The 24291-nt window shown below is 64.9% G+C and carries 21 protein-coding genes; 12 read left to right on the forward strand and 9 right to left on the reverse strand.

Translation table 11 applies throughout. The features are described from left to right. Window positions 1-9: 9 nt before the first annotated feature. A complete protein-coding gene (alaS, locus tag RI103_RS05685; RefSeq protein ID WP_310814400.1) occupies window positions 10-2634 on the forward strand; it encodes an alanine--tRNA ligase in 2625 nt (874 codons plus the stop codon). A 132-nt stretch (window positions 2635-2766) separates the two neighbouring features. Here the strand turns inward: alaS and RI103_RS05690 are convergent, their stop codons facing one another. Further along, window positions 2767-3684: a LysR substrate-binding domain-containing protein gene (locus RI103_RS05690; RefSeq protein WP_310814401.1), complete on the reverse strand. Its 918-nt coding sequence runs from the start codon at window positions 3682-3684 to the stop codon at window positions 2767-2769. 115 nt (window positions 3685-3799) lie between these two features. On the opposite strand from RI103_RS05690, the gene RI103_RS05695 reads away from it, so the two are divergent. The 8 genes from RI103_RS05695 to RI103_RS05730 all read left to right on the forward strand — a co-directional run bounded on the left by RI103_RS05695 (window position 3800) and on the right by RI103_RS05730 (window position 11369). After that, window positions 3800-5239: a YbfB/YjiJ family MFS transporter gene (locus RI103_RS05695; RefSeq protein WP_310814402.1), complete on the forward strand. Its 1440-nt coding sequence runs from the start codon at window positions 3800-3802 to the stop codon at window positions 5237-5239. A 125-nt stretch (window positions 5240-5364) separates the two neighbouring features. Beyond that, window positions 5365-6396, forward strand: coding sequence for a low specificity L-threonine aldolase (locus RI103_RS05700; protein ID WP_310814403.1), 1032 nt, complete (start codon window positions 5365-5367; stop codon window positions 6394-6396). A gap of 250 nt (window positions 6397-6646) precedes the next feature. Further along, window positions 6647-7177: an NUDIX domain-containing protein gene (locus RI103_RS05705; RefSeq protein ID WP_310814404.1), complete on the forward strand. Its 531-nt coding sequence runs from the start codon at window positions 6647-6649 to the stop codon at window positions 7175-7177. Window positions 7178-7232: 55 nt separating this feature from the next. Further along, the gene (locus RI103_RS05710) at window positions 7233-7682 is read left to right on the forward strand and encodes a thioesterase family protein (RefSeq protein WP_310814405.1); all 450 of its coding nucleotides are present in this window, start codon (window positions 7233-7235) and stop codon (window positions 7680-7682) included. A gap of 4 nt (window positions 7683-7686) precedes the next feature. Then, window positions 7687-8625 (forward strand): branched-chain amino acid ABC transporter permease, encoded by a 939-nt coding sequence (locus RI103_RS05715; protein ID WP_310814406.1) that lies wholly within the window; start codon window positions 7687-7689, stop codon window positions 8623-8625. Further along, on the forward strand, window positions 8618-9910 hold the full coding sequence (locus tag RI103_RS05720; RefSeq protein WP_409076965.1) for a branched-chain amino acid ABC transporter permease: 1293 nt from the start codon (window positions 8618-8620) through the stop codon (window positions 9908-9910). Before RI103_RS05715 ends, RI103_RS05720 begins: the two co-directional genes overlap by 8 nt. Further along, entirely contained in the window at window positions 9907-10659 is a 753-nt protein-coding gene (locus RI103_RS05725) for an ABC transporter ATP-binding protein (protein WP_310814408.1), read from the forward strand. Before RI103_RS05720 ends, RI103_RS05725 begins: the two co-directional genes overlap by 4 nt. Then, entirely contained in the window at window positions 10656-11369 is a 714-nt protein-coding gene (locus RI103_RS05730) for an ABC transporter ATP-binding protein (RefSeq protein WP_310814409.1), read from the forward strand. The genes RI103_RS05725 and RI103_RS05730 overlap by 4 nt, the downstream gene beginning before the upstream one ends. A 49-nt stretch (window positions 11370-11418) precedes the next feature. On the opposite strand, the gene iolB is transcribed toward RI103_RS05730, so the two are convergent. The 7 genes from iolB to RI103_RS05765 all read right to left on the reverse strand — a co-directional run bounded on the left by iolB (window position 11419) and on the right by RI103_RS05765 (window position 20458). Then, complete coding sequence (gene iolB, locus RI103_RS05735) at window positions 11419-12219, reverse strand: 5-deoxy-glucuronate isomerase (RefSeq protein WP_310814410.1); 801 nt, start codon at window positions 12217-12219, stop codon at window positions 11419-11421. Next, window positions 12216-13142, reverse strand: a complete 927-nt coding sequence (gene iolE, locus RI103_RS05740) for a myo-inosose-2 dehydratase (RefSeq protein WP_310814411.1) — start codon at window positions 13140-13142, stop codon at window positions 12216-12218. Before iolE ends, iolB begins: the two co-directional genes overlap by 4 nt. Window positions 13143-13152: 10 nt before the next feature. Then, on the reverse strand, window positions 13153-15129 hold the full coding sequence (iolD, locus tag RI103_RS05745; RefSeq protein WP_310814412.1) for a 3D-(3,5/4)-trihydroxycyclohexane-1,2-dione acylhydrolase (decyclizing): 1977 nt from the start codon (window positions 15127-15129) through the stop codon (window positions 13153-13155). Beyond that, the gene (iolC, locus tag RI103_RS05750) at window positions 15126-17180 is read right to left on the reverse strand and encodes a bifunctional 5-dehydro-2-deoxygluconokinase/5-dehydro-2-deoxyphosphogluconate aldolase (RefSeq protein ID WP_310814413.1); all 2055 of its coding nucleotides are present in this window, start codon (window positions 17178-17180) and stop codon (window positions 15126-15128) included. The genes iolD and iolC overlap by 4 nt, the downstream gene beginning before the upstream one ends. Window positions 17181-17244: 64 nt before the next feature. Continuing rightward, a complete protein-coding gene (locus tag RI103_RS05755; protein ID WP_310814414.1) occupies window positions 17245-18093 on the reverse strand; it encodes an ATP-binding cassette domain-containing protein in 849 nt (282 codons plus the stop codon). Window positions 18094-18106: 13 nt separating this feature from the next. After that, a complete protein-coding gene (locus RI103_RS05760) occupies window positions 18107-19264 on the reverse strand; it encodes an ABC transporter permease (protein ID WP_310814415.1) in 1158 nt (385 codons plus the stop codon). A 147-nt stretch (window positions 19265-19411) separates the two neighbouring features. Beyond that, a complete protein-coding gene (locus RI103_RS05765) occupies window positions 19412-20458 on the reverse strand; it encodes a sugar ABC transporter substrate-binding protein (protein ID WP_310814416.1) in 1047 nt (348 codons plus the stop codon). Window positions 20459-20738: 280 nt separating this feature from the next. Here RI103_RS05765 and RI103_RS05770 point away from each other — a divergent pair, with 280 nt between their 5' ends. From RI103_RS05770 to RI103_RS05780, 3 genes are read left to right on the forward strand one after another with little or no spacing between them, the layout of a single operon-like run. Then, on the forward strand, window positions 20739-21620 hold the full coding sequence (locus RI103_RS05770) for a MurR/RpiR family transcriptional regulator (RefSeq protein WP_106283662.1): 882 nt from the start codon (window positions 20739-20741) through the stop codon (window positions 21618-21620). Further along, on the forward strand, window positions 21613-22641 hold the full coding sequence (iolG, locus tag RI103_RS05775) for an inositol 2-dehydrogenase (RefSeq protein WP_310814417.1): 1029 nt from the start codon (window positions 21613-21615) through the stop codon (window positions 22639-22641). Before RI103_RS05770 ends, iolG begins: the two co-directional genes overlap by 8 nt. Beyond that, window positions 22641-23687 carry a Gfo/Idh/MocA family oxidoreductase gene (locus tag RI103_RS05780; protein ID WP_310814418.1) on the forward strand — a complete coding sequence of 349 codons (1047 nt, stop codon included), beginning with the start codon at window positions 22641-22643 and terminating at the stop codon, window positions 23685-23687. Before iolG ends, RI103_RS05780 begins: the two co-directional genes overlap by 1 nt. Before the next feature lie 109 nt (window positions 23688-23796). Here RI103_RS05780 and RI103_RS05785 read toward each other — a convergent pair whose 3' ends face one another. After that, entirely contained in the window at window positions 23797-24093 is a 297-nt protein-coding gene (locus RI103_RS05785) for a hypothetical protein (RefSeq protein WP_310814419.1), read from the reverse strand. Window positions 24094-24291: the final 198 nt, after the last annotated feature.

Here is a 24291-nt window from a genome sequence, read left to right on the forward strand (position 1 = left end):
CCGCACGCTATGAAAGCCGCCGAAATCCGCGAGAAATTCCTCAAGTTCTTCGAATCGAAGGGCCATACGATCGTTCGCTCGTCGAGCCTTGTGCCCGGCAACGACCCGACCCTGCTCTTCACCAATTCGGGAATGGTGCAGTTCAAAGATGTGTTCCTCGGCGCGGAATCGCGCCCGTATTCGCGCGCCACGACGGCGCAGCGCAGCGTGCGCGCCGGCGGCAAGCATAACGATCTGGAAAACGTCGGCTACACCGCGCGTCACCACACGTTCTTCGAAATGCTGGGCAACTTCTCGTTCGGCGACTACTTCAAGCGCGACGCGATCCACTACGCGTGGGAACTGCTCACGGGCGTGTACCAGTTGCCGAAAGACAAGCTGTGGGTCACTGTCTATCACGAAGACGACGAAGCGCACGACATCTGGGCGAAGGAAGTGGGCGTGCCGGTCGAGCGCATCATCCGCATCGGCGACAACAAGGGCGCGCGCTACGCGTCGGACAACTTCTGGCAGATGGCCGACGTGGGCCCGTGCGGCCCGTGCTCGGAAATCTTCTACGACCACGGTCCGGACGTGTGGGGCGGCCCGCCGGGATCGCCGGAAGAAGACGGTGACCGCTACATCGAGATCTGGAATCTCGTGTTCATGCAGTTCAGCCGCGACGCGCAAGGCAACATGACGCCGCTGCCCAAGCAGTGCGTCGACACCGGCATGGGTCTGGAGCGTATCGCCGCCGTGCTGCAGCACGTGCACAGCAACTACGAGATCGACCTGTTCCAAGCGCTGATCAAGGCCGCCGGCCGCGAAACCGGCGTGAGCGATCTGACCAACAACTCGCTGAAGGTGATCGCGGATCACATTCGCGCGTGCTCGTTCCTGATCGTCGACGGCGTGATTCCGGGCAACGAAGGCCGCGGCTATGTGCTGCGCCGCATCGTGCGCCGTGCGATCCGCCACGGCTACAAGCTGGGCAAGAAGGGTTCGTTCTTCCATCGTATGGTGGCCGACCTCGTTGCGCAAATGGGCGGCGCGTACCCGGAACTGAAGGAAGCCGAACAACGCGTGACCGACGTGCTGCGTCAGGAAGAGGAGCGCTTCTTCGAGACCATCGAGCACGGCATGTCGATTCTCGAGAGCGCGCTGGCCGACCTCGAAGCCAGGGGCGGCAAGACGCTCGACGGCGAACTCGCATTCAAGCTGCACGACACGTACGGCTTCCCGCTGGATCTGACGGCGGACGTGTGCCGCGAGCGCGAAGTGACGGTCGACGAAGCCGCCTTCGACGAAGCCATGGCGCGTCAGCGCGAACAGGCTCGCGCGGCGGGCAAGTTCAAGATGGCGCAAGGCCTCGAATACTCGGGCGCGAAGACCACCTTCCACGGCTACGAAGAAATCGTCTTCGACGACGCGAAGGTGGTCGCGTTGTATGTGGACGGCGCCTCGGTGCAGCAAGTCAGTCACGGCCAGCAGGCTGTCGTCGTGCTGGACCACACGCCGTTCTACGCGGAGTCGGGTGGCCAGGTCGGCGACCAGGGCGTGCTGGCCAACGCGAGCGTGCGTTTCGCGGTGAGCGATACGCTGAAGGTGCAGGCCGACGTAGTCGGTCATCACGGCACGCTCGAGCAGGGCACGCTGAAGGTGGGCGACGTCGTCAAGGCGGAAATCGACGCGGTGCGCCGCGCCCGCACGCAACGCAACCACTCGGCCACCCACCTGATGCACAAGGCGTTGCGCGAAGTGCTCGGGTCGCACGTGCAGCAGAAGGGCTCGCTCGTCGACGCGGACAAGACCCGTTTCGACTTCGCGCACAACGCGCCGATGACGGACGAGCAGGTCCGCCGCGTCGAGGAAATCGTCAACGCCGAGGTGCTGGCGAACGCGCCGGGCATCGTGCGCGTCATGCCGTTCGACGAAGCGGTGAAGGGCGGCGCGATGGCGCTGTTCGGCGAAAAGTACGGCGACGAAGTGCGAGTGCTCGACCTGGGCTTCTCGCGTGAATTGTGCGGCGGTACGCACGTTCATCGCACCGGCGACATCGGTCTCTTCAAGATCGTGATGGAAGGCGGTGTGGCGGCGGGCATCCGTCGTGTGGAAGCGATCACGGGCGACAACGCCGTGCGCTTCGTGCAGGATCTCGACGCGCGTATCAATGCGGCCGCGGCTGTGTTGAAGGCGCAACCGTCTGAGCTGACGCAGCGGATCACGCAGGTGCAGGACCAGGTGAAATCGCTTGAGAAGGAACTAAGCGCGCTGAAGTCGAAGATGGCGTCGAGCCAGGGCGACGAGCTGGCCGGTCAGGCGATCGAAGTGGGCGGCGTGCACGTGCTGGCGGCTACGCTCGAAGGCGCGGACGTCAAGACGCTGCGCGAAACCGTCGACAAGCTGAAGGACAAGCTGAAGAGCGCGGCGATCGTGCTGGCCTCGGTGGAAGGCGGCAAGGTGAGCCTGATCGCCGGCGTCACGGCGGACGCGAGCAAGAAGGTCAAGGCGGGCGAACTGGTCAACTTCGTGGCGCAGCAAGTCGGCGGCAAGGGCGGCGGCCGTCCGGATATGGCTCAGGCTGGCGGCACCGAGCCGGCGAATCTGCCGGCGGCGCTGGCTGGCGTCAAGGGTTGGGTCGAAGGCCAGCTTTGATTCTGATGTGATTGGGCCACGCGGGGGGCGCCAGGGGTATGGGCGTCTCGCGTGGCCTAAGTCTTTTTGAGGGGCTGGCGCGACGGGTTGTGGATTAGCGCCGCGCTACACCTCGTCTGTACCGTCAAAAAATCAGGACGCCCCTTCCGCAGCCGTTGCGGCCTCGGGCAAACTCACGGCATCCTGCCGCATCACCAGCGCCTGCTTCAACGCATTCAGCGCGGACGAAAAGTGCCCGCGTCGCCACAACAGCAGTGTTTCGATCACCCCGATATCGGGCAGCTCGTGCACCGCGATATTGCTGGCGTCGGTCTGCAAATCCAGCACCGAACGCGGCGCCACCGCGACACCCGCGCCGGCGGCCACGCAAGCCACAATCGCGTGATAGGAGCCCAGCTCCAGCACGCGCGCCGGCCTCACGCCGTGCTCCAGATACCACTTTTCGATGTAGGTCCGGTAAGCGCAACCACGTTCGAACGCAATGAGCGTCGACAGCGCAATGTCCCGAACGTCACGAATCGGCCGATGCCCGCGCGGCGTCAGCATCACCAGTTCTTCCCTGAACACCGGCACCGACTCGAATAATTCGCCGAGCGCAGCCCGGTCCAGCGGCGTCGCCACCAGCGCGGCATCCACTTCGAATTCACGCACTCGATCGATCAGCTTGCCGGTCGTGCCGATCTCGAGTTCCAGCGCGACGGCGGGCCACTGCTGGTGATAACGCGCGAGCAGGGCGGGAAGGCGCGTTGCCGCGACGCTTTCCATCGTGCCCAGACGCAACCGCCCGCTCGGCCGGTCCTCGCGCACCGCGTGACGCGCTTCGTCCGCGAGCGCGAGCAGGCGCTCGGCGTAGGGCAGCAGCGTCTCGCCGGCGGGCGTCAGCACGAGACGGCGGCCGTCGCGGATGAACAGGTCGGTACCCAGTTGTTCTTCAAGCTGCTTGATGCGCGTGGTGACGTTCGATTGCACGCGATTGAGCTTGGCGGCAGCGCGCGTCACGCCGTTCTCCCGCACGACGGCGCGAAAAATGGTCAAGGCAGCCAGATCCATGATTCTCTCTAGGAGATGAGTGATATACGAATTATTCATTTTTTGTGATTGAAAGGTCAAGCTACTATGGATGCAAGCCATCTGACCCACTGACCGCACGTATCGCCGCCCGCCCATGAACGACCTCGCATCCACCGCTCCCGGCAGCTTCGCCGGACGCCACGCCGCCCGCAGTGCGGCGCTGGCCTGCATGGTTACCTTGGCCGTTGCGCTCGGTATCGGGCGATTTGCGTTCACGCCGCTCTTGCCGCTGATGCTTCACGGAGGCGCGTTCGGTCAGCCGCAGATCGACATTCAGCATGGCGGTTGGCTGGCGTCGTTTAATTACGCGGGGTATTTCGTCGGCGCGGTCACGTGCGCGGCACTGCGGATCGAGTCGGCGCGGATGGTGCGCGCGGGGCTCGCCGCGACGGTGCTACTGACGCTGATGATGGGCGTGACGAACCAGTTCTGGATTTGGGCGACGGTACGTTTCATCGCCGGCGCGGTCAGTGCCTGGACGTTCGTTTTCGCGTCCCAGTGGGGCTTGCGGCGGCTCGCCGAACTCGGTGCGCATGGGTGGGACGGAGTGATCTACACGGGGCCGGGCGTGGGCATCGTCGGAACGGGCCTGCTGGTTAGCGTGGCGGGTGGGTATGGGGCCACGATGGGATGGCTCGGTTTCGGGCTGATTGCCGCAGTTCTGTCGATTGCGGTTTGGCCGGTGTTTGGCGCGGCATCCGGCGGTGGGGGAAAACGTCTGAGTGCTCGCATGGTTGGTTCCGGTAGTGGCGACCAGGCGAGCGTCGGCACAACGAGCCGACGTGTCGCCCGCCAGTTCGGCGAGACGGAACGCGCCGCAGCCAGAAGCGCCGCAGCTCAAAGCGCAGCAGCTCAAAGCGCAGCAGCTCAAAGCGCCGCAGCTCAAAGCGCCGCAGCCCAAAGCGCAGCAACTCGAGGCGCAGTCAGCCACGCCACCACAGCCCCCGTTCACCACCACACCGACACCTTCTGGCTCGTCCTCCTCTACGGTATTCCCGGTTTCGGCTACATCATCACCGCGACGTTCCTGCCAGTCATCGCACGTCACGCATTACCGGGCTCATCATGGCCCGATCTGTTCTGGCCGATGTTCGGCGCGGCGCTGATCGTCGGCGCGCTGCTGGCGGCGCGTTTGCCGGCGCATTGGGACAATCGCGCGCTGCTCGCCGGCTGCTACGTGCTCCAGGCATCCGGCATCGCCCTCGGTATCATCTGGCCGACAGCCGGCGGTTTCTCATTCGGCAGCATCCTGATCGGCTTGCCGTTCACCGCGATCACCCTGTTCGCGATGCGCGAAGCCCGGCGCCTGCGTGGTGACGACGCTGCCGGTCTGATGGGCTACGCGACGGCGGCTTACGGCGTCGGTCAGATCGTCGGCCCGCTGGTTGCCGCGCCGATCGCCGAGCAGACCGGATCGTTTTCGCCGGCGTTGTGGCTGGCGGCGGGCGCGCTGCTGCTGGGCGCGGCCGGGCTGATCGTCGTCGCGCGCATGCCGCGTGGCCGGGGCCGCATGCCCGATTGCGGCTGCAACTGAGCGCACATCGATAAAGGTGTCGCTGCCCATGCCGTAGCGGTCGGAAAACAAATAACCGACGAGCGCACTAAAATGACCGCTTTCCCGTCATCCCAGCGCGCCCATTGCCGGACGCGCCGCCAGCCATGCAACATTTCGCGTCCGACAACTACGCCGGCATCTGTCCCGAAGCGCTCCAGGCGCTGATCGCCGCCAACAACAGCGGCCACGAGCCGGCCTACGGCGACGACTCCTGGACCAGCCAGGTGTGCGACCGTCTGCGCGAACTGTTCCAGACCGACTGCGAAGTGTTCTTCGTGTTCAACGGCACGGCGGCCAATTCGCTGGCGCTCGCGTCGTTGTGCCAGTCGTACCACTCGGTGATCTGCCACGAACTCGCGCACATCGAGACCGACGAATGCGGCGGCCCGGAGTTCTTCTCGAACGGCTCGAAGCTGCTGACGGCGCCGGGCATCGGCGGCAAGCTCACGCCGGATGCGATCGAAGCGGTGGTCACACGCCGCGCCGACATCCACTATCCAAAGCCGAAAGTCGTCACGCTGACCCAATCGACGGAAGTCGGCACGGTCTACAGCGTCGAGGAAGTGCGGGCAATCGCGGCGATCGCCAAACGGCGTCATCTGAAAGTGCATGTGGACGGCGCCCGTTTCGCCAACGCGGTCGCCGCGCTGGACGTGCATCCGTCGGAGATCACGTGGCGCGCGGGCGTCGACGTGCTGTGCTTCGGCGGCACCAAGAACGGCTTGCCGGTCGGTGAAGCGGTGGTGTTCTTCGACCGCGCGCTCGCCGCCGATTTCGCCTACCGCCTGAAGCAGGCCGGCCAACTGGCCTCGAAGATGCGCTTCATTTCCGCGCCGTGGCTCGGTCTGCTCGATAACGATGTCTGGCTGCGCAATGCGCGCCACGCGAATGCGATGGCGCAACTGCTGCAAACGCGGTTGCAGGAGATTCCGGGCGTGAGCATCATGTTTCCCGGAGAATCGAACGCGGTGTTTGCGCAATTGCCCGCGCAAGCCGCCAAGGCCATGCGCGCGCGCGGCTGGAAGTTCTACGAATTCATCGGCGCGGGCGGATGCCGGCTGATGTGCGCGTGGGATACCCAGCCGGAAACCGTCGAACGGTTCGCCGCCGAGGTTCGCGAGTTGTGCGCGGCGTGAGGCCGTGTTCGACCAGGGGCGCCGAAGTGCCGGGCCATGATCGCGTCGAGATCGCGCGTTGACCTGAGCGCCAACGCGCGCACGGGCCGGAACGTAAGCCAGAACGTAAGCCGAGCACTATTTCACGCACCAACCAGAACGCGAGTTCAAGCACCCTTGCGTGCACCGACTGGAACGGCAACCGCAAACCGCGCGTCACGTCCAGAAGCTGCAAGCCATCATACGAGATCAACGGAACGTCCTCTTCGCCATGACCGAATACCGATTTTGCCCACGCTGCGCCACGCGTTTGACCGAGCGCGCCGATGCCGAACACGAAGGCGGCCGCATCCGCCAGACCTGCCCCGATCCGGCGTGCGGGTACGTCCACTGGAACAACCCGCTGCCGGTGGTGGCGGCGATCGTCGAGTACGAAGGCAGGATTCTGCTGGCGCGTAATGCGGCCTGGCAGGAGGGCATGTTCGCGCTGATCACAGGCTTCCTCGAAAACGGCGAAACGCCGGAAGAGGGCGTTGCCCGCGAAGTGCTCGAGGAGACCTCGTTGCACGCGGAGACGGTCGAGCTGATCGGTGTGTACGAATTCATCCGCAAGAACGAACTGATCATCGCGTATCACGTGAAGGCGTACGGCACGATCGCATTGTCGCCGGAGTTGCTGGAGTACCGGCTGGTTGAGCCGGCCAGGCTGCGGCCGTGGCGCGCGGGCACCGGCCAGGCGCTCGGCGAATGGATGCGGCGGCGCGGCTTGCCGTTCGAGTTTGTCGAAAGGCCGGGCCAGTGAGCCGGCCGACAAACCACACAACGTTCACGATCACGCCCGAGACAACCACGCCAGCATGAACAAACCCGCATCCGCCGCGCGCAGTGCCTACCGGCATTTCCTGACGATCCCCACCCGCTGGATGGACAACGACGTCTACGGCCATGTGAACAACGTCGTCTACTACAGCTACTTCGACACCGTGGTGAACGAGTATCTGATCCGCACCGGCGTGCTCGATTTCGAGCAGGGCGAGACGATCGGCCTCGTGGTCGAGACGCATTGCAGCTATTTCGCGCCGCTGGTGTTTCCCGACCGGATCGACGCGGGCCTGCGCGTCATACGCCTCGGCACGTCGAGCGTGCGCTATCAGGTGGGTCTCTTCAAGGAAGGCGACGATCAGCCCGCCGCGCAAGGACACTTCGTGCATGTGTATGTGAATCGTGTCACGAGGCGCCCGGTGCATTTGCCCGCCGAACTGCGCGCGGCGCTCGAACCGTTGAACGTCGCCGACCAGCCGGACTAGGCACGTGCAGTCGTTCGTCATCAACCTGCTCAACGGCGTCAGTTACGGCCTGCTGCTGTTCATGCTGTCGGCGGGACTCACGCTGATTTTCAGCATGCTCGGCGTGCTGAATTTCGCCCACGCGAGCTTCTACATGCTCGGCGCTTACGTCGGATTTTCGGTGGCGGCGCACGCGGGGTTCTGGAGCGCGCTGGTCGTTGCGCCGCTTGTGGTTGGGCTGCTCGGCGCGGCATTGGAGCGTTGGCTATTGAGACGCGTGCGCGTGCATGGCCATCTCGCCGAGTTGCTGCTGACGTTCGGCGCCGCGTATCTGCTTGGCGAACTCGTCAAGCTCGGCTGGGGTTTGAGTCCGCTCTCGGCGACCGTGCCGGCCGTGCTCGACGGGCCGCTTTTCACGGTATATGGCGCGGCCTTCGCACGCTACCGGGCGTTCATGATGGCGGTGTCGCTCGTCATGCTGGCCGTGCTGTTCGCGGTGCTGCGCGTGTCGAAGGCGGGCCTGATCGTGCGCGCCGCGCTCACGCACGCGAGCGCCGTCGAAGCGCTCGGCCACAACGTGCCGCGCGTGTTCACCGGCGTGTTCGCAGCGGGCACGGCGCTTGCCGCGCTGGCCGGCGTGATCGGCGCGCCGCTCTTCGTGATCGAACCGGCGATGGCGGAGTCGCTCGGCTCGATCGTGTTCGTGGTGGTCGTGATCGGCGGGCTGGGTTCGCTGAGCGGCGCGCTGGCGGCGTCGCTGCTGGTCGGCTGCGTGCAGACGCTGGCGGTAGCGAGCAACGTGTCGCTGGGCGACGTGCTGTCCATTTTCGACGCGACGCTGCCGGCCGAATGGGACGCGCTGACGCTCGCGCAACTCGCGCCGCTGATCCCCTATCTGCTGCTGGTGGCGATGCTGGCGCTGCGTCCGCGCGGACTTTTCGGGCGGCGTGACGATCATGCATGAGGCCAATGAATCGTCAGCAATGTCCGTGAGCGCGCTCCGCGCGCAGTGGCGCGTGCTTGCGCCATGGCTTGCGCTCGTCCTGTTGCTCGCCGTGCCGCCTTTCATCTGGCCGCAGAGCTGGCTGCTCGCCTATCTCGCCCAGACCGCGACGATGATCGTGTTCGCGCTTTCCTACAGCCTGCTGCTGGGCGAGACCGGACTGCTGTCGTTCGGTCACGCCGCTTACTCCGGCCTTGGCGCGTTGCTGGCCGCGCAGGTGTTCAATCGGATCGGCGTGCCGCTCGTCTTGCTGCCACTGGTCGGCGGGATCGGCGGCGCGCTGTGCGGCGTGCTGTTCGGTTTTATCTCGACGCGGCGCGCCGGCACGGCCTTCGCGATGATCACGCTCGGTCTTGGCGAACTCGTGGCGGCCGCGGCGTGGACGCTGCCCGACTGGTTCGGCGGCGAAGCGGGCGTGGCGATCGACCGCGCGAGCGGACCGCTGCTGGGAAGCTGGAGCTTCGGTCCGGCGCGCGAGGCTTATGCACTGATCGCCGTGTGGTGCCTGCTCGCGTGCGCCGCGATGTTCGCGCTCACGCGCACGCCTTTCATGCGCCTTGCCAACGCCGTGCGCGACAATCCGGTGCGGGCCGCGGCGATTGGCTGCTACCCGCGCCGCATTCGCTATGGCGTGGTGGTGATATCGGCGTTTTTCGCGGGTATCGCGGGGACGTTGGCGCTGATCAATGTGGAACTGGTGTCGACGGAAAGCGTCGCAATGATGCGCTCGGGCGCGGTGCTGATCGCCACGGTGATCGGCGGCACGGCGGCGTTCTTCGGGCCGGTCGCCGGCGCGGTCGTCCTGACGTTTTTCAGCGTCGCGGTGGCGAGCGTCACGCGGGCCTGGCTGTTTTATCTGGGCCTGTTCTTCATCGTGGTCGTGGTGCTTTCGCCGGATGGATTGGCGGGCTTCGCTCAGCGTCATACGACGCGTGTGGCCGCGCATGGCTGGCGCCGGTGCCGCGCGGCTTACCTGTGGGGCACGGCCGCCGCGTTGCTGTGGACCGCGGCCGCTGTGCTCGCCGTGCAATGGGCCTACGCGGCGCAATTCGGTCTGGACGAGGGCGCGGCGTTCAACGTCGCCGGTGTGCCGTCGTGGATCGACGCGTCGCCACTTTATTTCGGCGCCACGCTCTTTGTGCTGGCTGCGCTGGGAGGACTGTCCGCGCATTACGCGATTCGCGCGCAAGCGCTTCTTGCAGCCATGCGTTCGAGCACCACGCACTCCGCCGGAGCCTCGCAATGATCCCCGCGCTCGCGCTCTACGGCATCGAAAAACGCTTCGGCTCCACGCAGATTCTGCGCGGTGTCGATCTCGCGATCCAACCCGGCGAGCGTCACGCGTTGATCGGCCCGAACGGCGCGGGCAAGTCGACGCTCTTCAATCTGATCGCCGGCGGCGCGCGGCCGAACGCCGGGCGCATCGATCTGTTCGGTGCCGAGATCACGCGCCTCGCGCCGGCCGCGATCACGCGTCGCGGGCTCGCGCGCAGCTTCCAGAACACCAGCGTGTTCTCGCGCCTCACCGTGTTCGACAATCTGCGCTGCGCGGCGATGTTGGCGGAGCGCGACCGCACGCGCTGGTGGCAGCGTTTCAGCGGCTCGCAAACGGTCGATGCGCGCGCCTCACAGGTGCTCGACGCAGTGGGCTTGAGCGCGCGCCGTCACAGTCTGGCCGGCACGCTCAGCTATGCCGAGCAGCGCGCGCTCGATCTCGGCATCGCGCTCGCGGGCGGCGCGCATACCTTGCTGCTCGACGAGCCGACGGCCGGCATGAATCGCGCGGAAGCGGCGCGCGCCATCGAACTGATTCGCGAGACCACGGCGGGCCGCACGCTGCTGATGGTCGAGCATGACATGGACGCGGTCTTCGCGATCGCCGATCGCATTTCGGTGCTCGTGCAAGGACGCATCATCGCGAGCGGCACGCCGGCGGCGATTCGCGCGGACGCGGCGGTGCGCGCCGCGTATCTCGGCGAAGGGTTCGGCTCATGAGCGCCTTGCTCGAGATTCGCGCGCTGAACGCGTGGTACGGCGCGAGCCAGGCGTTGCACGGCGTGACGCTGGGCATCGAGGCGGGCGAAGTGCTGGCGCTGGTCGGCCGCAACGGCTCGGGCCGCTCGACGCTCGCGCGCGCGATCATGGGCCTCGTGCGCAGCGAAGGCGAGTTGCGTTTCGCGGGCCGTGCGCTCGGCGGTCTGCGCACCTTCGAGATTGCGCGTCTCGGCCTCGGCTATGTGCCCGAACATCGCGACGTTTTTCCGACGCTGAGCGTGCACGAGAATCTGCAACTCGGTGTCGCACCGCAGAACCGTGGCCGTGCGCCGCGCTTCACCATCGACGACGCCTACACGCTATTCCCCGTGCTGGGCGAACGAAAGCGCACGCGCGCGGGCGCGCTGTCAGGCGGCGAGCAGCAGATGCTGACGCTCGCGCGGGCGTTGCTCGGCGACCCCGATCTGCTCGTCATCGACGAACCCGGCGAGGGCCTCGCGAGTCTCGTGATGGCGCAGGTCGCCGGATGCTTGCGGACGCTGCGCGATCGCGGCGTGGCGATGCTGTTGATCGAGCAGCGTCTGGTGATCGCGCAGGACATCGCCAGCCGCGTCGCGGTGATGGGGCACGGTGAAGTCGTGTTCGACGGTGCGCTCGCGTCGTTCCTGCAGCGGACCGATGTGATGCGCGAATGGCTCGGAGTAGGTTGAGCGAACCTCACGCGCGGAGCTTTTCGAAAGCGCCGCGCGGGCCGCAACATCAAGCGTCCTTATTGATGATCCACTCATGCGCCGGGTCGTTGCGGAAATGCCAGACGCGCTGTCCGCCCGCCATCACGTTCAGATAATAGGAGTCGTACCCGTATGGCACGACCACCGGATGATACCCACGTGGCACCATCACGACGTCGTGATTCTCGACGGCCATCGACTCGTCGATGTCGCGCATATCGGTGTACACGCGCTGAAACGCGAAGCCTTGCGGCGGGTCGAGCCGGTGATAGTAAGTCTCTTCGAGCGAACTCTCGTGCGGGACATTGTCGGTGTCGTGCTTGTGCGGCGGGTAGCTCGAAGCGTGTCCGCCAGGCGTTCTGACTTCCACCACCAACAGAGACTCCGCGGGCTCGGTCTGCGGAAGAATATCGCATACATATCGCGTATTCAGCCCTTTGCCGCGTGTGGAGCGTTTCATCGAAGCGGGCTCGATCAACCTCGCCGGAAATTCGCCTTTGGCAGGCGCGCTCGCCACGCCGATTTCGGCATCACGGCTAGCGCGGACCGTCGCCCGCACGTTCGGCGGCAGATACACCGCATACGGCGCGGCGTCCTCGAACACGCTGTCGCGCGAACCCAGCGAACTCCATCGCGTGTCCGCGGTTTCGATATCGACCGCGCCCGTAAGCACGACGATGCACACTTCGCGCGACGGTTCGAACACATGCACGACTTCGCTCGCGCCCAGGCGATAGGCGGCAAATCCCACATACCGCCAACACGCCGACTCCGGTGTTACTCGCGCGATTGTCTGGCCTTCGCGCTGCGCCTTCACCAATAAGCTCATGCTGCCTCCTGCTGAGTGCCGCCGGCGACGCCGAGCGGCGCATCGACCAGCGCGCGTAATGTCCTGTAGCCTTTCTGCGCATACTCGAACGAGGGCGCCACGACCGGATCCTGTTCGGCTTCCACCACCAGCCAGCCGCAATAACCGTGCCGCTTCAGGCGCTCGATGATCGCGGGGAAATTCACCGCGCCGTCGCCCGGCACCGTGAAGGCGCCGGCGATGACCGCGTCGAGAAAACTCCAGTTGCGATTGCGCGCGAGCTTCATGACGGCGGGGCGCACGTCCTTGCAATGCACGTGGCAAACGCGCCCGATATGCTTGTCGAGCACGGCGAGCGGATCGCCGCCGGCAAACGTGATATGCCCCGCGTCGAACAGCAGGCCGACGGCATCGCTCGTGCGTGCCATCAGTTGATCGACATCGGCCGGCGTCTCGACATACGCGCCCATATGGTGATGATAGGCGAGCCGCACGCCACGGCTTGACGTATAACGCGCGAATTCGTCGACGCGCGCCGCGTAGGCGGCCCATTGCGCGTCGCTAAAAAAACGCGGGCGCTGGTAAAGCGGCTGCGGCGCGCCCTGAATCGAATCGGCGACCTCGCCGTACACCATCGCCGTCGCGCCGTTTTGCGCGAGCAGTTCGAGATGCGGGCCGACGGCGGCGATTTCCTCGTCCACGCTGCGTCGCGCGAGTCGTCCGGAATACCAGCCCGAAACCAGCGCGAGATCGTATTGCGCGAGCAGTGTCTTCAATGCCTGCGGTTCGCGCGGAAACTTGTTGCCGAGTTCGAAGCCTTGATAGCCGATCTCGCGGCCTTCCGTCAGCGCCACCTCGAGCGGCGTCTCGCCGCCGAGCGAAGGCAGATCGTCGTTCATCCACGATAACGGATTGATGCCGATACGTACGTCGAAAGCAGTCATGCGGGCGTCCTCATTCGTTGTCCGTGGGGCCTGTGTTCGGGTCGGAGCTGGCCGCCGGTTCGGCGCGGGCCGCAAGCTGCGTTTCGTACTTCGCGCGCGCGTCTCGCACAGCGGGGCGCGCCGACACTTCCGGCACCGCCACTTCCCACCACCAGCCGCCCTCGTCGGTGGTGCGGGCCGCATCGGTATCGATGCTGATGACGTAGGTGCGATCCGCCGCGCGGGCGCGTTCCAAAGCAGTCTCGAGTTCCGCGATATTCGCGACATGCTCGGCCTGTGCGCCGAGCGCACGCGCATGCGCGGCGAAATCGATCTTCGGCGCGCCGAGCGGGCCTTGCATGCAGTTCTCGAGCAGGTTGTTGAACGGCGCGCCGCCACAGGCCTGCTGCAGGCGGTTGATGCAGCCATAGCCGCGATTGTCGAGCACCACGACGATCAGCTTCGCGCCGATCATCACCGAGGTGGCGATCTCGCTGTTCATCATCAGATAGCTGCCGTCGCCGAGCATCACGATCACTTCACGCGCGGGCCGGGCGAGCTTCACGCCGAGTCCGCCGGCGATCTCGTAGCCCATGCACGAATAGCCGTACTCGACGTGATATGCGCCCGGTTTGCCGGCGCGCCACAGCTTGTGCAATTCGGCGGGCAGGGTGCCGGCCGCGCATACGACGATGTCGTTCGCGGGCGAACTGCCGCTCGAACGTTGTATCGCGCCGATCACATCGCCCTCGTAAGGCAGCACGGTGTCGCGTTGCTGTGCATGCGTGAGCGTGCTCACCGTATCGCGCCAGCTTGAAGCGAGTTTGTGCGCGCGCGCGGTCCATGTGCGGTCCGCGTGCCAGCCTTGCAGGGGTTCGGCGAGCGCTTCGAGCGCGAGACGCGCGTCGGCTTCGACCACCAGCGCGCGATGCTTGAGACCGTCGAACGCATTGGCGTTGATGGCCACCACATCGGCTTGCGTGAACAAGGTGTTCGAGCCGGTGGTGAAGTCCTGCAAGCGGGTGCCGATGGCCAGCACGCAATCGGCGTCGTGCGCGAGCGCGTTCGCGGCGGGCGAGCCCGTCACGCCGAGCGCACCGGCGTTCAGCGGATCGTTCCAGGCAAGCGCGCCCTTGCCGCCCTGCGTTTCCGCGACCGGAACGCCGTGCGTGGTTGAGAAACGGTGCAGCGCATCGGTCGCGCGGCTGTAGAGCACGCCGCCACCCGCAACGATCAATGGCCGCTTCGCATGCCGCAGATGCGCGAAGGCGGCCTCGATCTCGTCGACGCGCGGCGCGGGCGAATGAAACGTGACGACGCGCGGCTTGAAGAAGTCGACGGGGAAATCCCATGCCTGCGCCTGCACGTCTTGCGGCAACGCGAGCGTGACGGGACCGCACAAGGCGGCGTCGGTCAGCACACGTACGGCACGCGGCAGCGCATTCAACAATTGCGCCGGATGGACGATGCGGTCGAAGTAACGCGACACCGGTTTGAGCGCGTCGTTGGCGGACACGCCGCCGTCCTGGAAGTCTTCGAGCTGCTGCAACACCGGGTCGGGGGCGCGCGAGACAAAGATATCGCCGGGCAACAGCAGCACCGGCAAACGGTTCACGTGGGCGAGCGCCGCCGCGGTCACGAGGTTGGTGGCGCCCGGTCCGATCGACGTCGTGACGGCCATCATGCGGCGGCGGAAATGCGCCTTCGCATAGGCGATCGCGCTATGCGCCATCGCCTGTTCGTTGTGGGCGCGCAAGGTGGGCAATTCTTCGCGGTGCTGATAGAGCGCCTCGCCGATCCCCGCGACGTTGCCATGGCCGAAGATGGCGAACACGCCGCCGAATAGCGGCTCGGCGCCCTGGCCGTCCTCCGTCGCGACGCGTTGCGCGGCGAGATAGCGGACCAGCGCCTGCGCGGTCGTCAGGCGCACCGTGCCGCCCGAGCCTGTGCGAGTGTGGCTGGCGTCGTTGGCGGACGCCGCGTCGTGATGCAATACGCGCTGATTCATGCGGCTTGCTCCTGATGGACATGGTTCGGCGCGCTGGTTTGCGCGGCGCTCGCGCCACGCGTCGCACGCCACGAAGCGATCAGTGTCTCGAAGGTGCGGCGCACGCGCGCGATCAGCTCGTCGTCGCCGATTTCTCCGGCGAGCCACGCATGACTCGGCTCGTGGAAGATCGTGCGGCCGACCGTGAAGCCGCGGCACGTCGCCGACTGCGCCGCCGCGCGAAAGCCCTCGTCCAGCTGCTCGACGGCCGCCGACAAGCCGAGCAGCACCACGCCGCGACAATAGGGATCGCGCTCGGCGATCAGCGCATCGACGTGGCGCCATTGCACGGCATCCATCGGTTCGAGCTTCCACCACTCGGGATAGATGCCGATGTTGTACAGCCGCTTCAACGCGCGATACACGGTGTCCGGCGCGTGCGGCAGATGCGCGTGTTTCGGCGGAATCACTTCTAGCAGCAGCTCATGGCCGCTCGCTTGCGTGGCGTCGTAGAGCGAGCGTAGTTGCGCTTCCTGTTCGAGACGCTGCTCGATGGGTTCGTCGGGATGAAACTGCACGAGGCATTTGACGATATGCTCCTGCGGCCACGGGATCAGCGTGGTGCCGATCGAACGGCCGTGATCGAACACGAGCGGCACGGAGCCTGGCAGTTCCACCGGCCGGCCGATCCACCAGCCACGCCCGGTGGCCGCGTTCAGCGCGTCCTGGCCGTAGCGGTCGTCGATCAGCACGCCGATGCGGTTCTGCAGACCCAACGCGCTTTCGGTTTGCGCGACGGCTTCGACGAACAGGCCCTTCAGGCGCGCAATGCGCGCTTCGTCGGCGCCGGTTTGCTGCGCCAGTTCGAAGAACTGGTTGCGATGGTCGAAGGCGAAACCGAGCACTTCGTCCCATTGTTTGCGAGCCGGCGAGACGCGATGCAAACGCGCGAGCGTCGCGTCGCGATCCGGGCGGCGCATGCGCTGCGGATCGGCTTTCGCTTCGCGCAGGAAGTAGTCGAGTTCGGCGGGCGTCGGCATGGCCGGCGCGCAGCCGTGCCGCGAGACGACCAGCGCGCCGCTCGCGTTGGCGGCGCGCGCGCACGCTTCGAGCGGTTGATCGCGCAGCCATCCCGAGAGAAAACCTGAGGCGAACGCGTCTCCCGCGCCGAGCACGTTCAGCACTTCGACTTCCACGCCGCCTTGAATCGGTACGTCGTCGAGCGAGGTGGGCACCGGGCCGTCGATGATCTGGCAGCCCAGCGGTCCACGCTTGAGTACGAGCGTGGCCGGCGTGACGGCGCGCACCATCGCGAGTGCATCGACCAGTTCGGTCTTGCCGCCGGCAATGCGGAATTCCTCTTCGGTGCCGATCACCAGGTCGAACAAGGGCAGAATGCGCTGCAAATGCGCGGTGACGCCTTCGCTCGCGACAAAACGCGTTTCACCGTCCGCTTTGCCGGTAAGACCCCACAGCACGGGGCGATAGTCGATATCGAGCACGGTGCCCACCTGGTTGCGGCGCGCGTAGTCCAGCGCGCGGCGGCTCGTGCGGTTCACCTGTTCGGTGGAAAAGTGCGTGCCGGTGATCAACAGCGCTTTCGACGACGCAATGAAGGCCTCGTCGAAATCCGCTTCATCCACCGCCATATCCGCGCAGTTCTCGCGGTAGAAGATCAGCGGGAAAGTATCGCGGTCTTTCAGGCCGAGCAGCACGAGCGCGGTCAGACGCTCCTGATCGATGCGCACGTGGCTGACGTCGCAGCCCTCCTTGGTGAGCGTCTCGGTGAGAAAGCGGCCCATGTGATCGTTGCCGACGCGCGCCAGCATCGACGACGCGAGGCCGAGCCGCGCGCAGCCGAACGCGATATTCGCCGACGACCCGCCGAGATACTTCGCGAAACTCGACACGTCTTCGAGCCGCGCGCCGACTTGCTGCGCGTAAAGGTCGACGGCTAGGCGGCCGAGGCAGACGATGTCGCGGCTGCGGCCCGGCGCGAAACGGCTGCCGGTGGCCGGCGCCGAAGCGGACGCGTCGTACGTGACGCCGCTGGATGTGCTGGAATGATCCATGGAGTTTCCTGAATAGCTGGGCGCGGCGCCCTGCGCGATTGCGTCGAACCGCCGCGCGAATGAATCAGATCGTCGCGCCTTCGAGTTCGCCGATCATCTTCTGCATCTCGGCGCCGCCGGCCATCATGTCGAGCACTTCGTCCTTGCTGATGGTTTCCTTGGTGAAGGTGCCGAGCGATTTGCCGCGATTGAGTATCGTGAACGAATCGCCGATCGGATACGCGTGGTGCACGTTGTGCGTAATGAAGATCACCGAGATGCCCTTGGCGCGCGCCTTGTGAATCAGCTTGAGCACGTTGAAGCTCTGCTTCACGCCGAGCGCGGCGGTCGGCTCGTCGAGAATCAGCACGCGCGCGCCGAAGTGAATTGCCCGCGCGATCGCCAGACACTGTTTCTCGCCGCCGGACATGGTGCCGATCGGCTGATGCGCGTCGCGCACGTTGATGCCCATTTCGGCGAGCTTGTCGCGCGCGGTGATGGCGCTGGTTTCGAGATCCATCACACTGAGGAAGCCGAACAGTTTCTTTTGCGGCTCGCGTCCCATGAAGAAGTTGCGCGCCACGGAGAGCAGCGGCACCAGCGCGAGATCCTGATACACGGTGGCGATACCGAGATCGAGCGCATCTTTGGGCGATTCGAACAGCACCGGTTTGCCGTCCACCAGATACTGGCCGGAAGAGGGCTGATGCACGCCGGCAAGCGTTTTGATCAGCGTCGACTTGCCCGCGCCGTTGTCGCCGAGCAGACAGTGCACTTCGCCGCGTTTCAGGCGCAAGGTCACGCCGCTTAGGGCGATCACCTTGCCGAAGTATTTGTTGACGTTCTCGAGAGCAAGGATCACGTCTTCCTGCGGCGCGCCCGCGTTCGGGTTCGAGCCGTCCAGGCCATTCGCTGCGGTGTTCGTATCGGACATGGTCGTCTCCTCGTTACGATTGCGCGACGCGGCGGCGCACATAGTGATTGAACAGCACGGCGATCAGCAGCATCACGCCGAGGAACACGCGGAACCAGTCGGAACTGACGTTGGTGTAGGTAATGCCGATCTGCACGACGCCGAAGATCAAGGCGCCGAAACACGCGCCGACCACCGACCCGTAACCCCCCGTCAGCAAGGTGCCGCCGATCACCGCGGCGATGATCGCTTCGAATTCCTTCTGCAAACCGCGGTCGGCCGCGGCCGAACCGATGTCGCACACTTGCAGCACCGCGAACAGGCACGAGCAGAAGGCGGTCAGCACGAACAGCGAAATCTTCACGCGACGCACCGGCACGCCGACGTTCTTCGCCGCGTTGGCGTCGCCGCCCACTGCGAGAATCCAGTTGCCCGCGCGCGTTTTGGCCAGCACGAACGCGCACACCGCCGCGAGTCCAAGCCACCACAGAATCACCTTGGGAATGCCCGGCACGAGCGCGTGCCCGTTATCGAGCAAGGTGCCGATGCCGTGATGCGCGAGCATCGTGAACAGACCATTCAGCGCGACGCCGTGAAACAGCGTATCCGCGAACCAGTCCTGTTGCGCGAGGTCGCCGACACCGGAGACGATGGTGCGGTCCGCGAACATGATCGAGAGCGCCAGAGTCAGGCCGCGCAGGATGAACAGAAACGCGAGCGTGACGATGAACGAGGGCAGCCGCGTACGCATCACCAGATAGCCGTTCAGCGCCCCGAGCAGCATGGAGCCGGCGAACGCGAAGAGGATCGCGAGCGAAATCGGCCAGTGGAAATAGACCGAGGGAATCGCCACCATCATGCCGGCGAAACCGATCATCGAGCCGATGGACAGATCGAACTCGCCGGCGATCATCAGCAGACACGCGCCGACGGCGAGAATGCCGAGATACGCGGACACCTGCGACCAGTTCATCACGCCGTCGAGATTGAACATGCCGGAGTTGCCGGCCGTCAGCGCGAAAACGAGAAACACCAGGACCGCGCCGGAAATTGCCGCGAATTCGGGGCGATTCAGCACATGGCCGAACCTGGATTCCTTGCGCAGCCGTTCATCCGAATCGGGCAGCGCGGGCGCTGCCTCGCCGGTATTCGACTTGACGTGCGGTGGGAAGTGTTTGCCGGCTACACCCATGATGTCTCCTTGGAGCCCGACCGTGTGCGGCTCGTACGCGAGGATGCGTGGCGAGAACGACAGCCGGTGAAATGCGCGGTGGCGGCGGGCGGCCCGCCCGGTATCGAAGCGGTGCCCGCCGTGCGCGTGACTAGCTAGAGAAAAGAATCAGCGATACTGCCCCGCGTACTTGATGACCTTGTCGAGGTTTTCCTTGGTGATGAAGCCCGGGCCCGAGCGGATGTTCTTCGGCCCATACGACGGCGCGAGGCCGTAAGTCGCGAGCCGTTCCTTGAACTTCGGATTGGCTTCGAGAATCTGGCGGATCTTCGCGGGATCGGTGGTGTGCTCTTTCTTCACGATCGCCAGCACGGCGACGGGGATATAACCCTGCAGGTACGGCTGCTGGTCGATCGCGAACTGGATCGTGCCGCTCTGGATCGCCTTGGCGATGTCGTCGGAGAAGTCGAACGTGCAGAAGTAGATCTTGCCCGCCAGACCCATCTGCGTGACCGCTTTCAGTGTGGCCGAAGCCGGGGTCGGTCCGAGCGTCAGGATCGCGCCGGTGTTCGGATGGTTGCGCAGATACGCGCTGACCTTCGACTGAATCTCGGTCGGGTCCTGGCCGGAGTCGATCGTGGAAGCCTTGTAGTCGACGCCGAGCGCTTCGGCGAAACCACGGCAGCGGTCGAACGACACCGTATTGGTGGCGATGTGGTTCACGCACAGGAACGACTTCACGCCCGCGGCCTTGGCTTTCTCGCCGGCCGCTCTGCCCGCGACATATTCGGGTTGACCCACGTGCATGATCGCGCCGAGCTGCGCGCTCTGTTCCTCCGTGCCGGAATTGATCGTGACGAGCGGAATCTTCTTCGCGGTCACTTTGTTGATCGAGCTTTTCAGCACGTCGAAATCCGCGATGGTGACGATCACGCCGTCGTAGTTGCGCGCGGCCGCCTGTTCGATCAGACGCGACATGTCGGCGATGTCGCCGTTCGGCGGATTGCGGTAGTCGGTCTCGACGTTGAAGTCCTCGTCGGCCTGTTTGATGGCGTTCTTGATGGTGTTCCACCACGAATCCGAATCCGGCGCGTGGCTGATCAGCACGAAGTGAGCGTCAGCCGCGCGGGCCGCCGAGGCCGCGCCGAATCCCGTCGCCAACGTCAATGCCGTCACCAGAATCCTGAGCGTAGCCTTGCCCTTGCAAAGTCTCATTGTCTCCACCTTTCTCGGTATGTCGTTTTTGAAGGGAGCGTCTGGCGGGCGGCGGCTTTCCATCCGCGTACAAACCCGGGGGTTGCCACCAAAGCACCATCGCTCACGACCAAGATTAGGCGATCTTCCAAGTCGTTGCAATGAAAATTTCATTACAAATAAAAATGGAAAATACGTTCCATTTGACTGGGCGGCTGCCTATAATCGGCAGCGTCAGGAGGCCGTGTGGCGGCGGTTTGGAGCGGCTGCCGCACTGCAATAAAGCACCCGAGAGAGAGCCATGGCGGAAGAGAGTACCGAGGAATTGCCCAGCGTCGAAGAATTGATGCAGCGCATCGCGGAAAACTACGACGCGTTGCCGCGTCAGTTGAAGAATGTCGCAACCTACATCGAGCAGCACCGGTCCAGCGTGATGGTGGACCGCACCAGCGACATTGCCGCGAGTTGTGGCGTGCATCCGTCCGCCGTGGTGCGTTTTGCGCAGCGCTTCGGCTTTTCCGGCTTCTCCGATTTGCAGGCGGTGTTTCGGCAGGCTTACACGGGCCAAGGCAGTTCGTCGCCGAGTTATCAGCAGCGCATTCGCAAGCTGATCGACGAAAAGCCGGGCGCGTTGTCGGGCGGTTCCGTGGCGCGCGAATTCATCGCGGCCTCGCGCGGCGGTCTCGAAGAACTGGAAGCAGGCCTCGACGACAAGGAGTTCGACGCCGCGGTGAAGATGCTGCAGCAGGCCGACAACATCTACGTGATCGGCGTGCGGCGCTCGTTTCCGGTGGCGAGCTATATCGTCTATGCGCTGCAGCACACGCCCAAGCGCGTGCATCTGGTGTCCGGTTTCGGCGGCATGTACCGCGAACAGATTCGCAGTGTGAAAAAGGGCGACGTGGTGATCGCGATCAGCTTCGCGCCCTACGGCAAGGAAACGCAGTATTGCTTGCGGGTCGCGCATCATCATCAAGCCAAAACGCTGGTTATTACGGATAGCCAACTATCTCCGCTCGCGCGTTATGCCAGCACGCAACTGTATGTGAAAGAGGGCAGCGCGTTCGCGTTCCGCTCGCTGACCAGCACGATCTGTTTGTGCCAGGCGTTGTTCATCGCGCTCGCGTACAAGCTCGAATTGAATGTTGAAGAATCCAAAGACACTGGAGGATACGATGACTGATGGGGCAAATCAGGCGGCAAAGACGATCGACGTAGCGGTGTTCGGCGCGGGGCGCATCGGCAAGATTCATGCGGCGAATCTCGCGCGGCAGCCGGGCGTGCGGCTCAAGTATGTAGTCGATGTGAATCGCGAGGCCGCCGCGGCGCTCGCCGCCGAGCACGGCGCGCAGGTCGCGGATATCGACGGCGCGATGGGCGATGCGTCGATCGGAGCGACCGTGATCTGTTCGAGCACCGACACGCATGCCGATCTGATCATGCAATCCGCCGCGCAGAAGAAACATGTGTTCTGCGAGAAGCCGGTCGATCTGACGCTGGAACGCGCGCGAGCATGCGCGGCAGCGGTCGAGCGCGCGGGCGTGGTGTGCATGATCGGTTTTCAGCGGCGCTTCGATCCGACATTCTCGGCGCTGAAAGCGCGGCTGGACGCCGGCGAAATCGGCACGCCGGAAATGCTGGTGGTGACGAGCCGCGACCCGGGCGCGCCGCCGGTCGAGTACATCAAGCATTCCGGCGGCATCTTCAAGGACATGCTGATTCACGACTTCGACATCTTCCGCTGGATTCTCGACGACGAGGCCGACACGCTGCATGCCACCGGCAGTTGTCTGAGCGACCCGGCGATTGCGGAGGCGGGCGATATCGATTCGACCGCGGTCACGATCCGCACGAAGCGCGGCCGACTGTGCCAGATCAACACCGCGCGTCGCGCCGCGTATGGCTACGACCAGCGCTTCGAAATACTGGGCAGCCACGGCATGTTGCAAGCGGGCAATGTACGGCCCACGGAAGTCACGGCGTATTCGAAAACCGAAGTGTCGAGCGACGTGCCCGAAGCGTTTTTCCTCCAACGTTATCGTGCGGCTTACGCGCACGAGATCGCGCATTTCTTCGATGCGGTGACGCACGGCAAACCGGTGCGCACGACCGTCGCCGACGGTTTGAAGGCGCTCGAACTCGCCGACGCCGCGAGCCGCTCGTGGCGCGAAGGCCGCGCGGTCAAACTCGGCGAGGCATCGTGATGACGGGCGCCGCAGCGCGGCTTCGGGTCGGCGTGGTCGGCCTCGGTCGTCTCGGCAAGCGGCACGCGGAGAATCTGGCGTATCGCGTGCCGGGCGCGTCGCTCGTGGCCGCCTGCAGTCCGGTGGAAGAGGAGCGCGCGTGGGCGCGTGAAGCGTTGCCCACGCCGCGTCTGTACGAGGATTACGCGGAGCTGCTCGCCGATCGCGAGGTGGATGCGGTCTGGCTCGTCACGCCGTCTTCGCTGCACGCGCAACAGATTGTCGACGCTTTGCGCGCCGGCAAGCATGTGTTCTGCGAGAAGCCCTTGTCGCTGGATCTCGCGGAGTGCGAGCGGGTGCTGGCCGAGGCCGCGCGTTATCCGCATCTGCAGGCCACCATCGGTTTCATGCGGCGCTTCGATCCAAGCTATCAGGATGCGTTCGACAAGATCCAAGCCGGCAAGATCGGCCGGCCGTTTCTCGTGCGCTCGCAGACGGCGGACCAGAATGACAGCGACGGTTTTTTCGTGCGCTTCGCGGCGACCTCCGGCGGCATCTTTCTTGATTGCACCGTGCACGATATCGATGTGGCGCGCTGGCTGCTCGGCAAACCGCGCGCAAAACGTGTTTTTGCCGCCGGCGCGATCGCGCTGCACGACGGACTGCGGGAATTCGGCGACGTGGATAACGGCGTGGCGATCTGCGAGTTCGAGGATGGCAAGCTCGCCATGTTTTATGCGTCACGTACGCAGGCGCATGGAAATGACACGCATAGCGAGGTGATTGGCACAGCCGGGGCGTTGGCGATTGGCCACAATCCGCGTGCGAATCGTGTTGAGATTTACGACGCTTCAGGGGTGCGTAACGAGTGCACGGCGAACTTTTTTGATCGCTTTGAGGATGCGTTTCTATATGAAGCCCGGGCGTTTGTTGCGGCGGTGCGCGGCGCTGGTGATGCGCATGCCGGCGCAAGTGCGGGGGCCACGCTGGCCGATGCGCTGGAAGCGACTCGGATCGGGGTGGCGATGAGACAGTCGCTGGAGCGAGGGGAGGCTGTGGTTTTGTAGTTTGGGTTTCTTGCGATGCTGGTCGCCTGATGCAGCACCGCAAGCCATGACCGGCCGCCGCGCTGCCCCGCGGACGGCGATGAATCTGTTCGGCTGCAATATCAGCGCGTCAGAAATTCTCGTACCGCTTCTCGGCGAGCAAGCCGTTGCGGAATATGAACACGACGTGCTGTTGACCCGACACGCCGCCGACGTAATCCCATCGGGAAAGATCGCCGGCCGATTTCACCGCGAACGGACCGCCGAGTTTATCCAATACCGTTGCCTGGGGCGTCCCGGCCGGAAACCGCTGGTCGATGCTCTCGCGCGTCCAGCCGCGTGAATGGATCTGGTCATAGGTGTACGTGGGTGCGGCGCAGCCGCTCAGGCACGCCGTCATCACAGTCAGAATTGCAAACGTCTTCATGGTTCTCTCGCATCGATTGAGGATGCTGCGACGGTCGCACATGGAGCGAGGCGACACGATCAGACGGGTCTCAATTAGACGGGATAATTGCGCCAAGGCACCGCCGGCAACGAATTGGCGGCGCGGCAGTGCGTGCTGGATGTCATCCTGAAATGCGATATGGAACGCCGCGGCGCCTTAAAAAAACTCCGGCTCGCG

The sequence above is a fragment of the Paraburkholderia sp. FT54 genome (assembly GCF_031585635.1).
Taxonomy (GTDB): Bacteria; Pseudomonadota; Gammaproteobacteria; order Burkholderiales; family Burkholderiaceae; genus Paraburkholderia.